This is a genomic window from Pseudanabaena biceps PCC 7429 (genome assembly GCF_000332215.1).
In the GTDB taxonomy this organism is placed as follows: domain Bacteria; phylum Cyanobacteriota; class Cyanobacteriia; order Pseudanabaenales; family Pseudanabaenaceae; genus Pseudanabaena; species Pseudanabaena biceps.
The window spans coordinates 1-16,481 of record NZ_ALWB01000020.1 but is presented as its reverse complement, the minus strand read 5'-3'; the positions used below and the strand labels follow the sequence as shown (position 1 = coordinate 16,481).

At 43.8% G+C, this 16,481-nt stretch carries 11 protein-coding genes; 7 read left to right on the top strand and 4 right to left on the bottom strand.

Going from position 1 to position 16,481, the window contains the following annotated elements; genetic code table 11:
* Positions 1–19: 19 nt before the first annotated feature.
* From PSE7429_RS03970 to modA, 3 genes are all read left to right on the top strand, one after another.
* A complete protein-coding gene (locus tag PSE7429_RS03970; RefSeq protein ID WP_009625771.1) occupies positions 20–865 on the top strand; it encodes a diguanylate cyclase in 846 nt (281 codons plus the stop codon).
* A 164-nt stretch (positions 866–1,029) separates the two neighbouring features.
* Positions 1,030–1,677 carry a DUF4079 domain-containing protein gene (locus PSE7429_RS03965; protein ID WP_009625770.1) on the top strand — a complete coding sequence of 216 codons (648 nt, stop codon included), beginning with the start codon at positions 1,030–1,032 and terminating at the stop codon, positions 1,675–1,677.
* Positions 1,678–1,882: 205 nt separating this feature from the next.
* On the top strand, positions 1,883–2,719 hold the full coding sequence (gene modA / locus PSE7429_RS03960) for a molybdate ABC transporter substrate-binding protein (protein WP_009625768.1): 837 nt from the start codon (positions 1,883–1,885) through the stop codon (positions 2,717–2,719).
* Between the two features lie 222 nt (positions 2,720–2,941).
* Here modA and PSE7429_RS03955 read toward each other — a convergent pair whose 3' ends face one another.
* Together PSE7429_RS03955 and PSE7429_RS03950 are read right to left on the bottom strand one after the other, a co-directional pair.
* Entirely contained in the window at positions 2,942–3,955 is a 1,014-nt protein-coding gene (locus tag PSE7429_RS03955) for a 2-hydroxyacid dehydrogenase (RefSeq protein WP_009625767.1), read from the bottom strand.
* A gap of 193 nt (positions 3,956–4,148) precedes the next feature.
* A complete protein-coding gene (locus PSE7429_RS03950; protein ID WP_009625766.1) occupies positions 4,149–6,683 on the bottom strand; it encodes a glycogen/starch/alpha-glucan phosphorylase in 2,535 nt (844 codons plus the stop codon).
* A gap of 225 nt (positions 6,684–6,908) precedes the next feature.
* Between PSE7429_RS03950 and PSE7429_RS03945 the strand changes: the two genes are divergently transcribed.
* The 3 genes from PSE7429_RS03945 to PSE7429_RS03935 all read left to right on the top strand — a co-directional run bounded on the left by PSE7429_RS03945 (position 6,909) and on the right by PSE7429_RS03935 (position 13,663).
* A complete protein-coding gene (locus PSE7429_RS03945) occupies positions 6,909–8,741 on the top strand; it encodes a SpoIIE family protein phosphatase (protein ID WP_009625765.1) in 1,833 nt (610 codons plus the stop codon).
* A gap of 316 nt (positions 8,742–9,057) precedes the next feature.
* Positions 9,058–10,389, top strand: a complete 1,332-nt coding sequence (locus PSE7429_RS03940; protein ID WP_009625764.1) for an efflux RND transporter periplasmic adaptor subunit — start codon at positions 9,058–9,060, stop codon at positions 10,387–10,389.
* Between the two features lie 76 nt (positions 10,390–10,465).
* Complete coding sequence (locus tag PSE7429_RS03935) at positions 10,466–13,663, top strand: efflux RND transporter permease subunit (RefSeq protein WP_009625763.1); 3,198 nt, start codon at positions 10,466–10,468, stop codon at positions 13,661–13,663.
* Positions 13,664–13,810: 147 nt separating this feature from the next.
* Here the strand turns inward: PSE7429_RS03935 and PSE7429_RS03930 are convergent, their stop codons facing one another.
* Positions 13,811–14,470 carry a Uma2 family endonuclease gene (locus PSE7429_RS03930; protein ID WP_009625761.1) on the bottom strand — a complete coding sequence of 220 codons (660 nt, stop codon included), beginning with the start codon at positions 14,468–14,470 and terminating at the stop codon, positions 13,811–13,813.
* Positions 14,471–14,632: 162 nt separating this feature from the next.
* Here PSE7429_RS03930 and PSE7429_RS03925 point away from each other — a divergent pair, with 162 nt between their 5' ends.
* The gene (locus tag PSE7429_RS03925; RefSeq protein WP_009625760.1) at positions 14,633–16,102 is read left to right on the top strand and encodes a cryptochrome/photolyase family protein; all 1,470 of its coding nucleotides are present in this window, start codon (positions 14,633–14,635) and stop codon (positions 16,100–16,102) included.
* 220 nt (positions 16,103–16,322) lie between these two features.
* On the opposite strand, the gene PSE7429_RS24150 is transcribed toward PSE7429_RS03925, so the two are convergent.
* On the bottom strand, positions 16,323–16,481 hold a 159-nt coding region (locus tag PSE7429_RS24150), incomplete at its 5' end, for an IS1 family transposase (RefSeq protein WP_233424292.1).

The window sequence follows — 16,481 nt, the reverse complement described above, 5'->3', positions numbered from 1 at the left end:
AGCTAATCGTAAGAAAAGTATGGAAACAGAAAAAAGTGACTTAGTCAGTACTGAAGGACTTTTCTTGGCTACAGTTGCGAGTCTAAAGCAGGAAATCCAAGAATTAAAAGCTCAAAACATTATTCTAAGGGATCGTTTAGTTAGTAAAACCATCCAAGAAGAACAATTATCGGAGGCAAATCACCGTCTGCAAACAGAAATTATCGATCGCCAAAGAACGGAGACGGCTCTAAGATTGCTATTAGATCGACTTTCTAGTGAGAAAAACGATCTAGAAATCATCCTTGATACTACTACCCGCCATAGTGACACGATCGAAGCACTGCTCTACGAACGTGCACTGTCACTTGCCCGCGAAGTAACTATTGATGGATTAACCCAAATTGCTAATCGACGTACCTTCGATCAAAAACTAGAAATAGAATGGCAGCGTTTAGCTAGAGAAGGGCTACCGATGTCGTTACTTATATGTGATGTCGATTTTTTTAAGCGTTATAACGATCGCTACGGACATCCTGCGGGAGATGATTGTTTACGCGCCGTTGCTAAGGCGATCGAATCCTGTATTCGTCGCCCAGCAGACTTAGCAGCCCGATATGGCGGTGAGGAATTTGCGGTAATTTTACCTAATACCCTAAAGGAAGGGGCAACCTTTATTGCCGAGAAAGTCTGTCATACCGTCTCAAGTTTAAATATCAAGCATGAAGCTTCGTTTATCAGCGATCGCGTTACGGTCAGCATTGGTATATCGACAATCCAGCCTACCAAGAAATTATCTTCCAAAATTCTCATCGAATCGGCGGATAAAGGATTATATTTAGCTAAAAAACAAGGACGCGATCGCGCAGTATTTAATGCGGATTAATAAAGCTTGATCCTTAATTGCGATCCCAGTGCAGTTACCAGAGCAGTTACCAGTGCAGTTAAATAATTTTATTTAAACTTATAACGGGTTTCATTTTGCGTATGACAAAATGAAACCCTATACCAATTCACGAAAGTGTAACAATACTTTTATTGACTCCTACCATGGAACTAAAATATTTTTTTGCTTTGTTACATCCGACGATCGCGATCGCGATCGTATTTCCATTAATTGGTATTGCGCTCAACCGTTCTTGGTTAGCTCGTCAGCGACGGTTGCAATCGGCAAGTGGAGTCAAGAGCAAAATTCCTCCAATCGTTGGTTCGGAACATCTTGCCATCGGATACTGGTTAACTGGTGCGGTCGTAGGAGTAGCACTTTTAGGTATGGGGTTTCCAATGGTCTCAAAGATGATCGCTCACGATAGTCTAACTAAAGAACCATTTCGAGTTGTCATAGTTGCCCTATTGTTTCTCGGCACGATAGCTTCAATGGTATTTCTCTATCGCGCTACGAAGAAATTATGGCGTGGAACCTTTGCTACCCTAGCAGGTATGGGGCTGATTGTTATCGGCTCACAACCAGAGATTTATCGCAAAGATAGCGAGTGGTTCTTTTCCCATTACTACTACGGCATAGCTTCAGCTTTACTGATGATTTTTTCAGTTGCGATCGTTCAAGATATCTATCAAGATCGCCAAAATCGTTGGAGAAATGTGCATATTATATTGAATATTTTCGCAACCCTCCTATTCTTTGGGCAGGGGCTTACTGGTTCGAGAGACTTGTTCTTTTGGTTTAAGCCCCAATGATTGGTGATACCATTCTATCTAAATAGAATTTTGTCATGGCTTTTTAATTGAATTTGTATTAAGTAGCTAGGCATAAGTAAACTTAAAACCTAGAAGAGCATACCGCCCGCGTAGCGGACGGTATGCTCTCTGGTTTTGGTTTTTAATTATGCCTAACTACTTATTAATCTGTAATAGCATAAAAATAATTCTATTAGAGTTTCCCATGAACAAAAAAAAGGTCGTCACTTTCCTCTCTCTAATCGTTGTCACCCTATGCGCGATCGCAGGATGTCGCTTCTTCTCTCCAACAGTCGAACAAACCAGTAAACCTATAGCCAGCACATCAGCAGTTTCTCCAGTCAAACAGGAGAATATCCAATTAACAGTTTCAGCAGCAGCAAGTCTCAAGGAATCATTGGGCGAAATTACCCTTGCGTATAGCAAAGCCAAATCGAATGTCGCCATTCGCAATAACTTTGGAAGTTCGGGCGACTTACTACAACAAATCATTAATGGTGCTCCCGTTGATGTCTTTATTTCCGCCGCCGCCAAGCAAATGGATGAATTGCAAAAAAAGGACTTAATCATTGCTGATACGCGCCGCGATCTATTGAGCAATCGCTTAGTACTAATCGTTCCTGCGGATAAAGATGATGCTAAAGAATTAAAAGATTTAACCAATGCTAATATCGAACGCATTGCGATCGGCGATCCTCGCAGTGTTCCCGCAGGTCAATATGCCGAACAGGTTTTGACAAAATTAGAACTATGGCAAGATGTGCAATCAAAATTTGTCTTAGTGAATAACGTGCGTCAAGTGCTGCAATTTGTGGAATCGGGCAATGCTCAAGCAGGAATCGTCTATGCAACAGATGCCAAAACTTCCACTAAAGTTAAAGTAGTACAAGTCATTGATGCTAAACTTCACAAACCAATTGTCTATCCGATCGCCGTTTTGCAAAAAAGCACCAACCAAACAAGCGCCAAATCCTATCTAGAATTTTTATCCAGCGAACCAGCTAGGACTATTTTCGAGAAACATGGATTCAGTCCCCTCTGATTTCTATTCATTCAGGAAGTAGGCTGGCAATAAGTAGTTCAGCATAAGTAACGTGAGTTCGGAATAACTTGAATGGGATTTGGGAAAGGGTTTGCTACGCAAAATCCTAAAGGTAAAAGCCTTACTTAGCAAGGCTTTTACCTTTAGGATTTTAAAATTTACCAACTTAACCCGAACTGACGTTGATTTAGGCATGATACGAACAACACGCGATTCTAGAGCTTATTTAGCAGCGATCGCTTTTTCGACCTTCACCTCATTGAGACAAGTTCCATTTTGCTCAAATTCTGTGATGTTAGAGAGCGTAGTATCCGCAATATTCGCCAAGGCTTGACGGGTAAAAAATGCCTGATGCCCCGTAACGATCGCATTTGGGAAAGTGAGTAGGCGCTGAAAAGTATCATCTTGAATTACCCGATTTGATAGGTCTTCAAAAAATAGGTCTGACTCCTGTTCGTATACATCTATGCCCAGATAACCAATGGTTCCAGATTTCAATCCATCGATCGCAGCTTGCGTATCAATCAAACCTCCGCGACTTGTATTAATCAACATTACGCCAGTTTTCATTTGAGCGATCGCACGATCATCAATTAAATGATAGGTATCAGGAGTTAGCGGACAATGGAGCGAGATGATATCAGATTGAGCCAACAATTCGGGTAGAGAAACATAGGTCATACCTAGATCGAGGCAACTGGGATTGTGATAGGCATCATAGCCGATCAAGGTACAGCCAAAGCCCTTCATAATTTGCGCGAAAATTGCCCCAATTCTTCCTGTTCCGACCACTCCCACCGTCGCCCCATGTAGATCAAACCCTAGCAATCCTTCAATCGAAAAATTGCCTTCACGAACGCGATTATAGGCTCGATGCACTTTACGATTGAGCGATAAAATCAAAGCTACCGTATGTTCGGCAACCGCAAAAGGAGAATAGGCTGGAACTCTAACGATCGCTAGCCCTAATTTTGATGCGCTTGCTAAATCCACATGATTAAACCCAGCCGAACGTAAAGCAATTAACTTCGTACCCCCTTTAGCCAAAATTTCGAGCATTTCAGCATCAAGATAGTCATTAATAAAAATGCAGATTGCCGAAAATCCGATCGCCAGAGAAACTGTCTCGTGACTGAGGTGACATTCAAAGAAAACTATTTCATGCTGATATCGCTCATTAGCAAAAGTAAAGGAATGGCGATCGTAGGACTTGGCATTAAAAAAAGCAACTTTCATAATTATTGGGAGTAACAATTTTTCTAAAAACAAATAAAGGCTCGCCTAGCGAGCCTTTATACCAAAGCTGAAAATGGCTACGCCATTTTCAGCTTTGAAAACCCTTACTGGGTTTAGTTTTTAATTCACAAAAGTGTTGTCACACTTTCGTGAATTGGTATTATTTGTATTGGTTCTAAGGAAGCATTAAAGGTTAACTACCAACATTGATAGTTGCCTTAGCGGGATCGTAGGGCTGTAATTCTACCTTAACAGGTTTCACATTCCAGATCTCGTCACAATATTCCTTAATCGTGCGATCGGAAGAGAACTTCCCAGAACGGGCAACATTGAGAATGCTCATTGTTGTCCATTTTTCAACATCCTGATAAGCTTCGCTAACCTTAGCTTGACAATCTGAGTAGGCTTGATAGTCAGCCAACAACATATAGTCATCATGATGCAAAAGTGAATCGACTAAAGGCTTGAACAAGTCTTTCTCTCCTGGAGAGAAATATCCCATAGCAAGGCGATCGAGTACATTGCGAAGTTCTTCATTGCTTTCGTAGTAGTCACGAGGATTATATCCTTTAGACTTCATCTCTTCAACCTCAGAGGCAGTAAGACCGAAGAGAAAGAAGTTATCGTCACCAACTTCTTCGCGAATCTCAATATTGGCTCCATCTAAAGTTCCAATCGTTAAAGCTCCATTCATCGTAAATTTCATATTGCCAGTTCCAGAAGCTTCCTTCCCAGCCGTAGAAATTTGCTCGGAGAGATCCGCCGCAGGATAAATCAATTGTCCGAGTGACGCACTAAAGTTAGCCAAAAAGACCACCTTAATTCTGCCATGAACGTCGGGATCACGATTGACGACATCGGCTACCGCGTTAATCGCTTTAATGATTAATTTCGCCATGAAATAGCCAGGCGCAGCCTTACCACCAAAAACAAACGTCCGAGGGGTGATATCGATACTGGGGTTCTGTTTAATGCGCAGGTATAGTCCAATGATATGTAGCAAATCGAGATGTTGGCGCTTGTACTCGTGGATCCGTTTTACTTGAATATCGAAGATAGAATTCACATCAACTTCGACACCATTGTGAGTACGGATGTAGTCGGCGAGTTTTTGTTTGTTCGCTTGCTTGATTTGTCGCCAGCGATCGCGAAAATCGTGATCGTCAACAAATGCTTCAATCTTACGGAGTTCATCCAAATGTTTCAGCCATGTATCGCCGATTTTTTCGGTAATGAGCCCCGATAAGGCAGGATTGGCTAGCAATACCCAACGGCGAGGAGTAACCCCATTGGTCTTGTTGTTAAACTTTTCTGGCCATAGCTTGTAGAAGTCTTTTAATACATCTTGCTTGAGTAGCTCAGTATGTAACGCCGCAACCCCATTTACAGCATGGCTGCCAATGGTTGCGAGGTTTGCCATGCGAACTTTTTTGCCACCGCCTTCTTCGATGATGGATAGGCGTGATAGCAATTCATCATCATCGGGGAACCAAGTCTGCACATCTTGCATGAAACGATGGTTGATTTCATAGATGATTTCTAAATGGCGAGGCAAAAGACTCTCAAATAGCGGTACACCCCATCTTTCTAGAGCTTCGGGCATCAAGGTGTGATTGGTGTAAGCAAACGTGTTTTGGGTAATCCGCCATGCTTCGTCCCAGAATAGCCCATGTTCGTCAACTAGTAAGCGCATCATTTCCGCAATACTGATCGCGGGGTGGGTGTCATTTAATTGCACCGCCGCATGATCGGCAAGATTATCCAGACGACCGTATCTGTTAAGGTGGCGACGAATGATGTCTTGGAGTGAGCAGGATACAAAGAAGAACTGCTGCTCTAAGCGTAACTGACGACCCTGAGGGGTATTGTCGTTGGGGTAAAGGACTTTGGAAATGGTTTCCGATTTGATCTTGGTCGCTACCGCACCGTCATAGTCGCCAGAGTTAAAAGCTTGGAAGTTAAAATCTTCGCCTGCTTCAGCTTTCCAAAGACGGAGGGTATTAACGGTATTGGTTTGATATCCAGGCACTGGGGTATCGTGGGGAATGCCTTCGACGGTGAAGCTAGGAATCCAACGGGTATGGGGACGACCGCGATCGTCATTGTAAATTTCCGTATGACCGCCAAATTTGACTTGGACCGTGGACTCGTAGCGCACTACTTCCCAAGGATTGCCACAGCGCAGCCATTTGTCGGGGATCTCCACCTGCCAGCCATGCTGAATCGATTGGTTGAAAATACCAAACTCGTACCGAATGCCATAGCCCATTGCAGGAATTTCTAAGGTGGCAAGGGAATCGAGGAAGCAAGCAGCTAAGCGCCCAAGCCCACCATTGCCTAAACCGGGGTCGGGTTCTTGCTCTAGGACTTCGGTTAGATCCAGCCCTGACTCTCTGACCGCTTGTTCAATGGATTCGTACAGATCAAGATTGATCAAGCTATTACCGAGGTGTCGCCCCATCAGAAATTCGGCGGAGAGATAGTAAACAGTCTTGATGTCTTGTTCGTGGTAGACCTTGAGGGTTTGAAGCCAACGTTGCAACAGGCGATCGCGTGTTGTATAAGACAACGCCATGTAATAGTCGGTAAAATTGGCTAGAATAGCGAGTTTGCCTTGTATGTAGAACAGATTATCGGCAAAGGCCCGCTTGAGGGTTTCGATACTTAAACCTGTGCGATCGTCTTCTACCGTAATATTGCTGGTTTGATTAGCAACATTTGTTTGCATAGAATTATTCCTGAATGGTTACTTTGTCTTATTGCCGTTCTGCTGACCCTAAGGCGGAGGGTAATGCCCCTGTCCTATCCAAGCATAAACTTTGGAATGTTGAACACTTATTAACTGATAATTTATGTTTGAGGGGCATAATATTTACGATTTCCTGACATTAGCTAATTTTTTTATGAAAAAACTGCCTCATTAGCTCTGGGAGATCCTTGGAGACACCTCAAGATGAAAGTACCTGTAAAAATCAAAAAAGAGATCGTCACCTCTTGGTGGATTGACAATTTAATTGACAGTTTAATTGTTGCATTTCTTTACCTTGCGATTAGTGCCTTAGTGCTACAGCTACCACAGTCCCAATTAGGCTCACCTGTTTGGCCGCCTGCGGGCATTGCGGTAGGAGCTTTGTTAGCAAGAGGGCGATCGCGATGTTGGGGAATATTTTTGGGGGCAGCCCTAAATAGTTTTTTTGTTTCTAAGGCTCCCTTTCTTTTTGCCATTCTGGCAGGATTCGTACCTACGATCGGCGCTTTGACATCTACCACATTAATTTTATTTTTCAACAAGACGAATAATTTCCTAAATTACGTTAAAAACTTTGTGAGGTTTGCCCTTGCAACTACCTTTGGTGGAACTATTCTCCAAGCATTATTGGGGACTCTCATAGTATCTAGTGCGGGGTTAATTACATGGGATGTTTACTGGAAGGTGGCTTGGGGATGGTGGGTTGGGGATGCGATGGGAGTCTTACTATTCGCACCTTTGGTATTTGTATGGTGGAGTAGGCAATCGACAATAACACCTGTTACTAATAACAAATGGAGCTTTAGATCCAATGGTAAAGAGTTGTTTTTATGTTTGTCGATCTTAGTCGTAACATCCTATTTCACGATCATCGGAAATCAGCCCCTTGAGTATTTTTTGTTGCCACCTTTACTATGGTCGGCATTTCGATTTGGCTCCAAAATTACAACCCTGACAGTTATGTTTACTGCCATGGTTGCTGCTATAAGTACTTCCTATAAGTTTGGTAGCTTTTATAAGATTTCTACAGAGATTAATTCTTTAATCTTCCTACAACTATTTATGGGAGTAATTTTAATTACCACATTAATGGTTCTAGTGCTTGCGGAAGAGAATAATCGCAATTCACAGGAATTACAAGAGCAAGTTATTCTTAAGGATAAAGCTTATACTCAGCTAGATCTGATCAATCGGGATCTAGAAGAAATTATCGAAACAAGAACTAGTGAATTATTAGAAGCTAATCGCGAAATCAAATTTTTAAATGAGCAATTAACCGCAGAAAATTATCGAATGAGTTCGGAATTGGCAGTTACTCGACGATTACAGAAGATGATCCTGCCTAGGACAAAAGAATTAAATACTATTAAAGAATTAGATATTGTAGGATTTATGGAACCTGCCGATGAGGTGGGTGGTGACTATTACGATGTTTTACAGCAAAATGGACATATCAAAATAGGGATCGGTGATGTTACGGGGCATGGTTTAGAAAGCGGAGTAATCATGATCATGTTGCAAACGGCGATCCGAACCTTGCTCATTAATGGAGAGAAGAATCCCGTCAAATTTTTATCTACGGTCAATCATACTATTTATGAAAATCTTCAGCGCATGAATTGCGAGAAGAGTTTGAGTCTAATTCTGATTGATTATCACGATCGCGTGCTGCATTTGAGCGGACAACATGAAAGTGTAATTGTGATTCGTGATAGTGGAGACATTGAGATAATTGATACAGATGCCTTAGGATTTCCTATTGGTTTAACCGATGAAATCTCTGAATTTATTTTTGAGACCGCCATAAATTTAAATCTAGGCGATGTAGTTGTTTTATACACTGACGGTATTACAGAAGCGGAGAATAGTACGAAGGAACTGTATGGAATTGATAGATTGATTCATACGATCAGTAAATTCCACCGAAATTCTGTCGATCAAATTAGAGAGGCTGTGATTACTGATATCCGTGAGTTTATCGGTTCTAGTAAAGTATATGACGACATAACTCTTGTAGTCATGAAGCGTAAAATCTAATTATAGCTATATTCACTTAATTCACTTTAATTCACTTAATTCAGGACATCAAACCGAGAGTTGCGGCGCGAAGCGCCGCAACTCTCTATTGGGTTTGACTATAGCTATAGTAGAAGAGAAAAGCGGCACTTCGCGCCACCTTTGCCAGTGTTGTTAGGACATAAAGCCCAAAATAGTGTTGCCGCGCTCCGCGCGGCAACACTATTTTGACGGCAGCTATACATTTGCAACCAAAAAGACCGATCGGGGAAACTCGGACAAAATCAAGTGGTATCCCTTAGAATAAATTTAGGAAACACTTGTCATATTCATATCTATGAAAGCTTTTTGGATATTAGCCACGATCGCTAGCTTGTCAGGTGTAACTACGAGTTGCACACAAACCAATAAAGATGCCTCCCAAGCTCAAGTACAGAGCCAGAAACCTGCTATAGCCGTAGATGTGGCGATCGCAAGTTTAGAGCTACTGGAAGAAGAAAATGAATATACGGGAACGACTGCACCTATCAGAGAGGTGTCAGTGCGATCGCGTTTAGAAGGACGTTTACTAGATTTGAATGTGGATATTGGCGATCGCGTGGAATCTGGACAGGCAATTGCCCAATTGGATGATGCCGTTCTATCTGCCACTGTGCTACAGGCAGAAGCGGAAGTTGCGGCAAGGTCATCGGAAGTATCGCAAGCAACCGCCGCAGTGGGAAATGCCCGCGCCCAAGTGGCAAGAGCAAGAGTCCAGTATCAACAGTCACAGGCGAATGCTAATCGCTTCACCCAATTGGCTAAAGAAGGAGCAGTTTCTCCTCAAATTGCTGAGAATGCTGTTACTGAAGCTAAAGCCGCTGAACAGTCATTGCGATCGGCCGAACAGCAAGTTAGTCTCCAAGAGCAAACAGTGAGCGCCAATTCCCAACGAGTTTTAGCCCAAGAAGCAATCAAACTCAGAGAGCAGGAGCGCCAATCCTATACCACAATTACATCTCCCATCAATGGCATTGTCCTAGAGCGGGTGAGTGAGATTGGCAATCTCCTATTTGCAGGTAATGAAGTTGTCAAGCTAGGAGATTTTAGTCAAGTTAAGGTGATTGTGCTGATTTCAGAATTGGAGATTGGCAAAATTCGGCTCAATCAATCCGTAGATGTAAGTTTTGATAGCTTTCCCAATCAAAGATTCACAGGAACTGTGAGAAGGATTTCACCCGTAGCCGATCCTGTGGCACGATTAATTCCCGTGGAAGTGGTAGTTTCTAATCGGGATGGGAAACTGAGTAGTGGTCAGTTGGCGAGAGTAAAGTTTGCAGGCAAACAGGAACCTCAAATTATAATTGCCGAAACGGCTCTAGAGATAGCAGGACGACCGACTCCAGCACCTAAAGATGCCAATGCAAATATCCAAGGGAAGTCGAAAAACGATCCCAAGTCCAGTCCTAATACTAGTGACAAAGGCAAGCCGAAAACGGGCATAGTTTTTGTGATTACGGGCGATCCCAAAGAGCCAAAAGTGCTGGCGCGTAAAGTTACCCTTGGCGATCGCCGTGACGGTAAAGTTGTGATTCTCTCTGGATTAAAAGAAGGCGATCGCCTTGTCGTTAGAAGCGGCGGTAAGTTGCAGGATGGCGATCCTGTCAAGCTGAGCGTGTTATCCCAATAAGTCCCAATAAGTAATGATGTAATGCCCTTCGGGCATTACATCATTACCTTTTTTTTAATTATTTTAAGAGGTAACTATGAGCGAGCAGAAATCATCGATGCCCAAACCGACAGGATTTAGTATTAGTGCGATCGCCATTCGTCGGCATATTGGCACATTGATGCTGACCTTGGCAATTTTTGTAATGGGGGCATTTTATATCAGCCGCTTGCAGGTGGATTTGCTCCCATCCATCGTTTATCCCCGCATTGGCGTACAGGTGAATATTCCAGGGATTAGCCCAGAAGTTGCAATTACGGAAGTTACCAAACCACTCGAAGAAGCTCTAGCCATAACCGAAGGTGTGAACCAGCTTTTTTCGCGTACCCGTGAAGGACAAGTAAGGGTGGATTTGTTTTTTGAGGCGGGTAGTAATGTCGAGCAGGCGCTTAACAATACCGTTGCTAGTTTTAACCGAGGACGTAGTCAATTACCAGACGATATCGAAGATGCGCGGATTTTCAAATTTGATCCATCTCAGTTTCCGATCTACGAGTTTGCGCTCACATCGCCTTCCCTCTCCCTAACGGAGTTACGTTTATTTGCCGATGAGGAATTAGGACGCGAGTTAGCGATCGTGCCAGGGGTAGCGGGAATCGACGTAGTTGGCGGCGTTAAGGAAGAAGTACAGGTCAATCTCGATCTCAAGCGTCTGCAAGCCGTCGGCGTGAATATTGATGATGTCTTAAAGGCTTTACGCGATCGCAATGTCGATATTTCAGGCGGGCGCTTGCGAGATGGCACTGTCGAACCGCTTACCCGTGCGATCGGCAAATTTCGCAATGCTAAGGAACTAGAAAGTTTATCTTTTACAGTACGTGGAAGTGCCACAGCCCAACCCCGACAGGTCTATTTGCGCGACTTTGCCGAAATAGTTGATGGGACTGAGGAGCAAAGGGTATTTACGGCGCTCAATGGACAGGCTGCCGTTAGATTGCTAGTCACCAAACAACCCGATGCCAATACGATTGAGGTCGTCGATCGCGTAACGGAAAAGATCGCCGCACTGCAAGGAAGTGGTGCAATTCCCAGTGATGCCATTATCACCGCCACCTTAGACGAATCCAAGTTAATTCGCGCTTCCATTGCCAACGTTGCCTCTTCGGGAATCATGGGGGCAGTTTTAGCAGGAACAGCCGTATTGCTCTTTCTGGGCTCAATCCGTCAAACCCTGATAATTACCCTTGCCATTCCCCTTGCTACCCTTGCCTCCATTATTGCGATGGGTATTTTTGGCTTTTCGATGAACCTGTTTAGCCTAGGTGGTTTAGCCTTGGGTGTGGGCGGTGTCGTAGACTGCTCCATCGTCATGTTAGACAACATTATCAATGGGCTCGAGCACAATCGCAAAAATCACGGTGGGCAAGATACGATCGCCCAAGCCCAAATTAGCAGTTCGGAAATTGAATCAGCACTAGTTGCCTCTACAAGCACCAACCTTGTGGTTATTTTTCCATTTTTATTACTCGGTGGATTTCTCTCACTGCTATTCAATCAACTGATTCTCACCATTAGTTTTGGGAATATTGCCGCGATCGCGATCGCCATTACCGTCGTCCCGATGATCGCCTCCCGCCTGTTGGGTATTCCTTGGTCGAGTCGGTTGAGCGAAACTTGGTTTATGCGTGGATTTCAGCAAAGATTTGCCGCCGCCACATTGGGCTATGCAGGTTTCCTCGCTAAAATCGTCCATTATCGGCTGTGGGTAGTGATTGCCGTATTTGCGATCCTTGGTGGTGGTGGCTTCTTGATGGGTAGACAACTGCCTCAAGAAATCATTCCCCAAGTGAAAACGGGTGATGTGAGCTTAAACGCTCAATTCCCCGCAGGTACTACTCTTGCCGCTAACCGCAAAGTCATGGAAATTGTGGATGATATTCTCGTCAAGCAGCCTGAAACTGCCTATGCCTTTACAACCATTGGTGGCGGTTCCTTTGGTAATAACGTCACTAATAACCCTTTACGCAGTGGTAGCACCATTACCCTCAAACCGAATGTCGATCTGGCGGGCTTTATTAGTCGCGTTAATCGGGAAATCAGTAAATTAAATCTGGCAGGCGTGAGAATCAGGGTCAACCCTGGACAGGTACGCGGCATTATCGTCAATAATTCCCCCATACCACGTACAGATATTGACGTAATTTTACAGGGTACTAATCCTGAAATCCTAGCCCAAGCAGGTACAGAGGTTCTCAGTGCCTTAGAAAAAAGTGTTAAAGGCGCAAACTTCCGTCCTGACACCGATGCGCGTCAACCCGAAGTGCAAATTTTTCCTGACTGGGAACGTTTGCAAGCTTTGGGACTATCTACGCAATCCATTGGCTCTACTCTGCAAACCGCAATTACGGGCTCAGTAACGACCCAGTTACAAAGAGGCGATCGCCTAGTCGATGTGCGCGTCCAACTCGATCCCGAATCGCGCAAAAACGCCTCGCAATTGCAGCAAGTTCCGCTATTTGTGAGCAATAATCGTCCTGTCCGCCTTGCTGATGTTTCCACTATCCGCGAAGGTCGCGCCCCAGGAGAAATTCAACGCATCAACCAGCGTCAAGTGTTCTTGATTCTCGGTAGTTTAGAACGTGGCACAAGTCTCAGCGATGCGCTCAAACAGACAGAAGATGTGATTGCAGCGATCGATCTGCCTGATGGGGTCGTGGTTTTACCTAGTACCGCCAAACAAGCAAATGATAATCTCTCCAAAGCCTTTGGGGTATTAGGTTTACTCGCTTCTTTCTTAGTATTTGTGGTGATGGCAGTTCAGTACAACTCGCTGATCGATCCCTTGGTAATTATGCTGACAATTCCCCTTGCTTTAGCTGGCGGCATTTTCGGGCTATATGTCACCAATAGCTCGATCAATGTAATGGTAGTGATCGGTGTGATCTTGCTGGTGGGGATTGTGGTTAACAATGCGATCGTCATGGTCGAGTTCGCCAACCAATTGCGTGAGGAGCAGAAATGCAGCCGCATTCAAGCAATTCTCCAAGCTGCACCGATGCGATTACGCCCCATCCTAATGACTACCATTACAACTGTAGTTGGTGCTTTCCCTCTGGCTCTGGGCGGGGGCGATGGGGGCGAGTTCTTGCAACCGCTAGGAATTGTTACTTTCTCTGGTTTAGCCCTCGCCACAATTCTGACTCTATTCCTAATTCCTTGCTCCTATGTCCTTTTGCATGAGTTTAACTGGGCAAAGGTGAAGAAGCTAGTACCAGTAAAAATTACATCTCGCTAAATGTACTACTCCCTTCCCAGTGAATAATTAGCGTTGCGGCGCTTCGCGCCGCAACGCTAATTATTGGTTTTTGATGTCTATTTTTTTGGTGGGAAAGGAGTAGGACATAAAACCCAAGAATTGATTGGCGGCGCTCCGCGCCGCCAATCAATTCTTGGGTTTTGAAGGAAAGGTTTGCAGCCATTCTCGAAACTCTTTTCTTAAAATACTCATTGGTATATCTTTACTTTTCTCTAGAAACAAAGAAATACCTTCAATAACTGGAATCGCTGGGAAAGCTTTACTGACTGGAGAATTGAGATATTTCCCATCCTCAAACAGACTGATTTCTAATTTCCCATTTCTACATCGCCAGATTTCAGGAATAGCTAAAGCTTCATAGGCACTGATTTGCGTAATTGAGGTTAAATCTACTTCGATCGCTAAATCAGGTACAGGATCAGTTGTGAGATCAATTCTTTGTTTGCCAATTACCGCTTGATAGTTCTGGATATAAAAACAATCATCAGGCTCGATCCCTACCTGCATTTGCTTATTCTTAAAGGTTGTCGAGCCAAGAGATTCCCACTCCAAGGCTAATTCATCCAAGATAATCTTGAGTAGATCTCCGATCAAAACCTTAGCGCGTTCATGTCCTGCTAATGGCATTCTCAGTTCCAACACTCCTTTGTAATAGGCAATTAGTGCATGACGATGCTCTCCTAAATCTTCTAAGATGTCCTCAAATTCTTGCCAGTTAATATTTTCAAGGGTGACTCGTTGACCTTGGTTTAGCTGTATTTGAGCGATCGCAATTTTGACTGGCATGATAACAATCTCAAGTTGATCAATATCGATTCTAAACCAAGAGATGAGGGGCGGCGCTTCGCGCCGCCCCTCATCTCTTGGTTTTTATTAGTTGTGCGATATCAAGGAAATTTTTGATTAATAATGGTGAAGTGCTTTAAATCTGTAGAACTGTAGATAGTTATGCCTCAAATAGCCAGTAATTCTGGAAAAAATCGTGAAATATTATCGGGACAGATTGCTTTAGTCTGGCATCGGCGCGATTTGCGAATTGATGACAATCCTGCTTTGAGTGAGGCGATCGCACAGGTTGGTGATCAAGGAAAAGTGCTAGGGCTGTTTATTTTTGATCCCGATATTCTCGATGATGGGGTGACTGAGGGCAGCAAAGTTGATTTCATGCTGGGCTGTTTGCGGGAGTTACAAACTAACTATCGCCGTTTAGGTAGCGACTTACTCTTTATGTATGGCGAGCCAATCACCTCGCTATGCAGTTTAGCCAAGGCAATCAACACTAGTCATCTATTTTTCAATCAAGATGTCGAACCCTTTGCGATTAAGCGCGATCGCGAAGCGACTCAGGCTTTACAAGAAATCGGTGTAAAGGTGCAAAGTTTCGTGGATATTGGCTTGATAGCTCCCGATGCGATCGCAACACAGGCAGGAGAACCCTATAAGGTCTACACTCCCTTTTGGCGCAATTGGCAAAGTAAACCCAAGCCCCAACCCTTAGATGCACCGCAAAAATTAACAGGTTTAGCAAGTTATGAGAATTTACCTGTAATTCCTTTGCCAAGCTTACGCGAACTCAAATTTATCAATGACATCACCCTACCAGAATCAGGTGAATCCGCCGCTTTAGCCCTATTAGAAGCCTTTTGTGATGGCAATGGAATTTTACGTTATCAGACCGAGCGTGATTTTCCCGCCCATGCAGGGACATCGACATTGAGCCCCCATTTGCGCTTCGGGACAGTGGGGATTAGAAGGGTGTGGGAAAAAGCGATCGCTGCTCAACAACTTGTCCGCAGTGACGAAGATCTAGCAGGAATCACGATCTGGCAACAGGAACTAGCATGGCGAGAGTTTTATCAGCATGTACTTTTTCACTTTCCCGCCTTAGCAACAGGAGCCTATCGCCCTCAGATGCAGAGCTTTCCTTGGGATGATGATCCCGAAAAGTTTGAGGCATGGTGTGCAGGACTTACGGGTTATCCCATTGTTGATGCGGCTATGCGTCAACTCAATCAAACAGGATGGATGCATAATCGCTGTCGGATGATTGTCGCTAGCTTTTTGACTAAAGATTTGATAATTAATTGGCAATTAGGGGAGCGATATTTTATGCAAAAGTTACTAGATGGCGATCTGGCGGCAAATAATGGTGGTTGGCAATGGAGTGCCTCTAGTGGTATGGATCCTAAACCTCTAAGAATTTTTAATCCCGCATCCCAAGCAAGGAAATACGATCCCGAAGGAGAATATATTTTACGCTGGCTACCCGAATTGCAAGGTTTAACCACAGCAGAATTATTGAGTGGCAATATCCCTCCCCACCAATGCCAGCGACGCAATTACCCCTTGCCCATAGTCGATCACAACATTCAGCAGCAAAAGTTTAAAAGGCTTTATCAAGATTGCAAAATTAATTAAGTAGCTGGGCATAATGAAAACTCCCCAACCTGTAGCGTACGCTACAGGTTAGGGGTGGTATATCCTATGCTTGCTTTTACTATTCATGCTGCCAAAATGGCAATAAATTTATTTCCTGAAGTTTTTCTGCCGAGAAATGAATGACAAAATTATTTAAAAGCCCTAATGTACCTAAAAATGCAATAACATCCTGATTGCATTCGGAAAGCTCTAGGTAGTCCTAAAAAGGAAAGGACGCACACGGAGGTAAAGAAGTGTTGTAATGATGAATAAAATTCCAAATGGCACCAATGTGATTTTCCAACTTCTTAGAAAAGGATAAGGTCTTTCTAACTAGTCTAGATACTCGTTGACGTAACGTACAGTTGAATCGCTCAAT

Coding starts and splice junctions, on each gene's coding strand:
- PSE7429_RS03970 (WP_009625771.1), top strand. CDS start 20: ATGGAAACAGAAAAAAGTGACTTAGTCAGTACTGAAGGACTTTTCTTG.
- PSE7429_RS03965 (WP_009625770.1), top strand. CDS start 1,030: ATGGAACTAAAATATTTTTTTGCTTTGTTACATCCGACGATCGCGATC.
- modA (WP_009625768.1), top strand. CDS start 1,883: ATGAACAAAAAAAAGGTCGTCACTTTCCTCTCTCTAATCGTTGTCACC.
- PSE7429_RS03955 (WP_009625767.1), bottom strand. CDS start 3,955: ATGAAAGTTGCTTTTTTTAATGCCAAGTCCTACGATCGCCATTCCTTT.
- PSE7429_RS03950 (WP_009625766.1), bottom strand. CDS start 6,683: ATGCAAACAAATGTTGCTAATCAAACCAGCAATATTACGGTAGAAGAC.
- PSE7429_RS03945 (WP_009625765.1), top strand. CDS start 6,909: ATGAAAGTACCTGTAAAAATCAAAAAAGAGATCGTCACCTCTTGGTGG.
- PSE7429_RS03940 (WP_009625764.1), top strand. CDS start 9,058: ATGAAAGCTTTTTGGATATTAGCCACGATCGCTAGCTTGTCAGGTGTA.
- PSE7429_RS03935 (WP_009625763.1), top strand. CDS start 10,466: ATGAGCGAGCAGAAATCATCGATGCCCAAACCGACAGGATTTAGTATT.
- PSE7429_RS03930 (WP_009625761.1), bottom strand. CDS start 14,470: ATGCCAGTCAAAATTGCGATCGCTCAAATACAGCTAAACCAAGGTCAA.
- PSE7429_RS03925 (WP_009625760.1), top strand. CDS start 14,633: ATGCCTCAAATAGCCAGTAATTCTGGAAAAAATCGTGAAATATTATCG.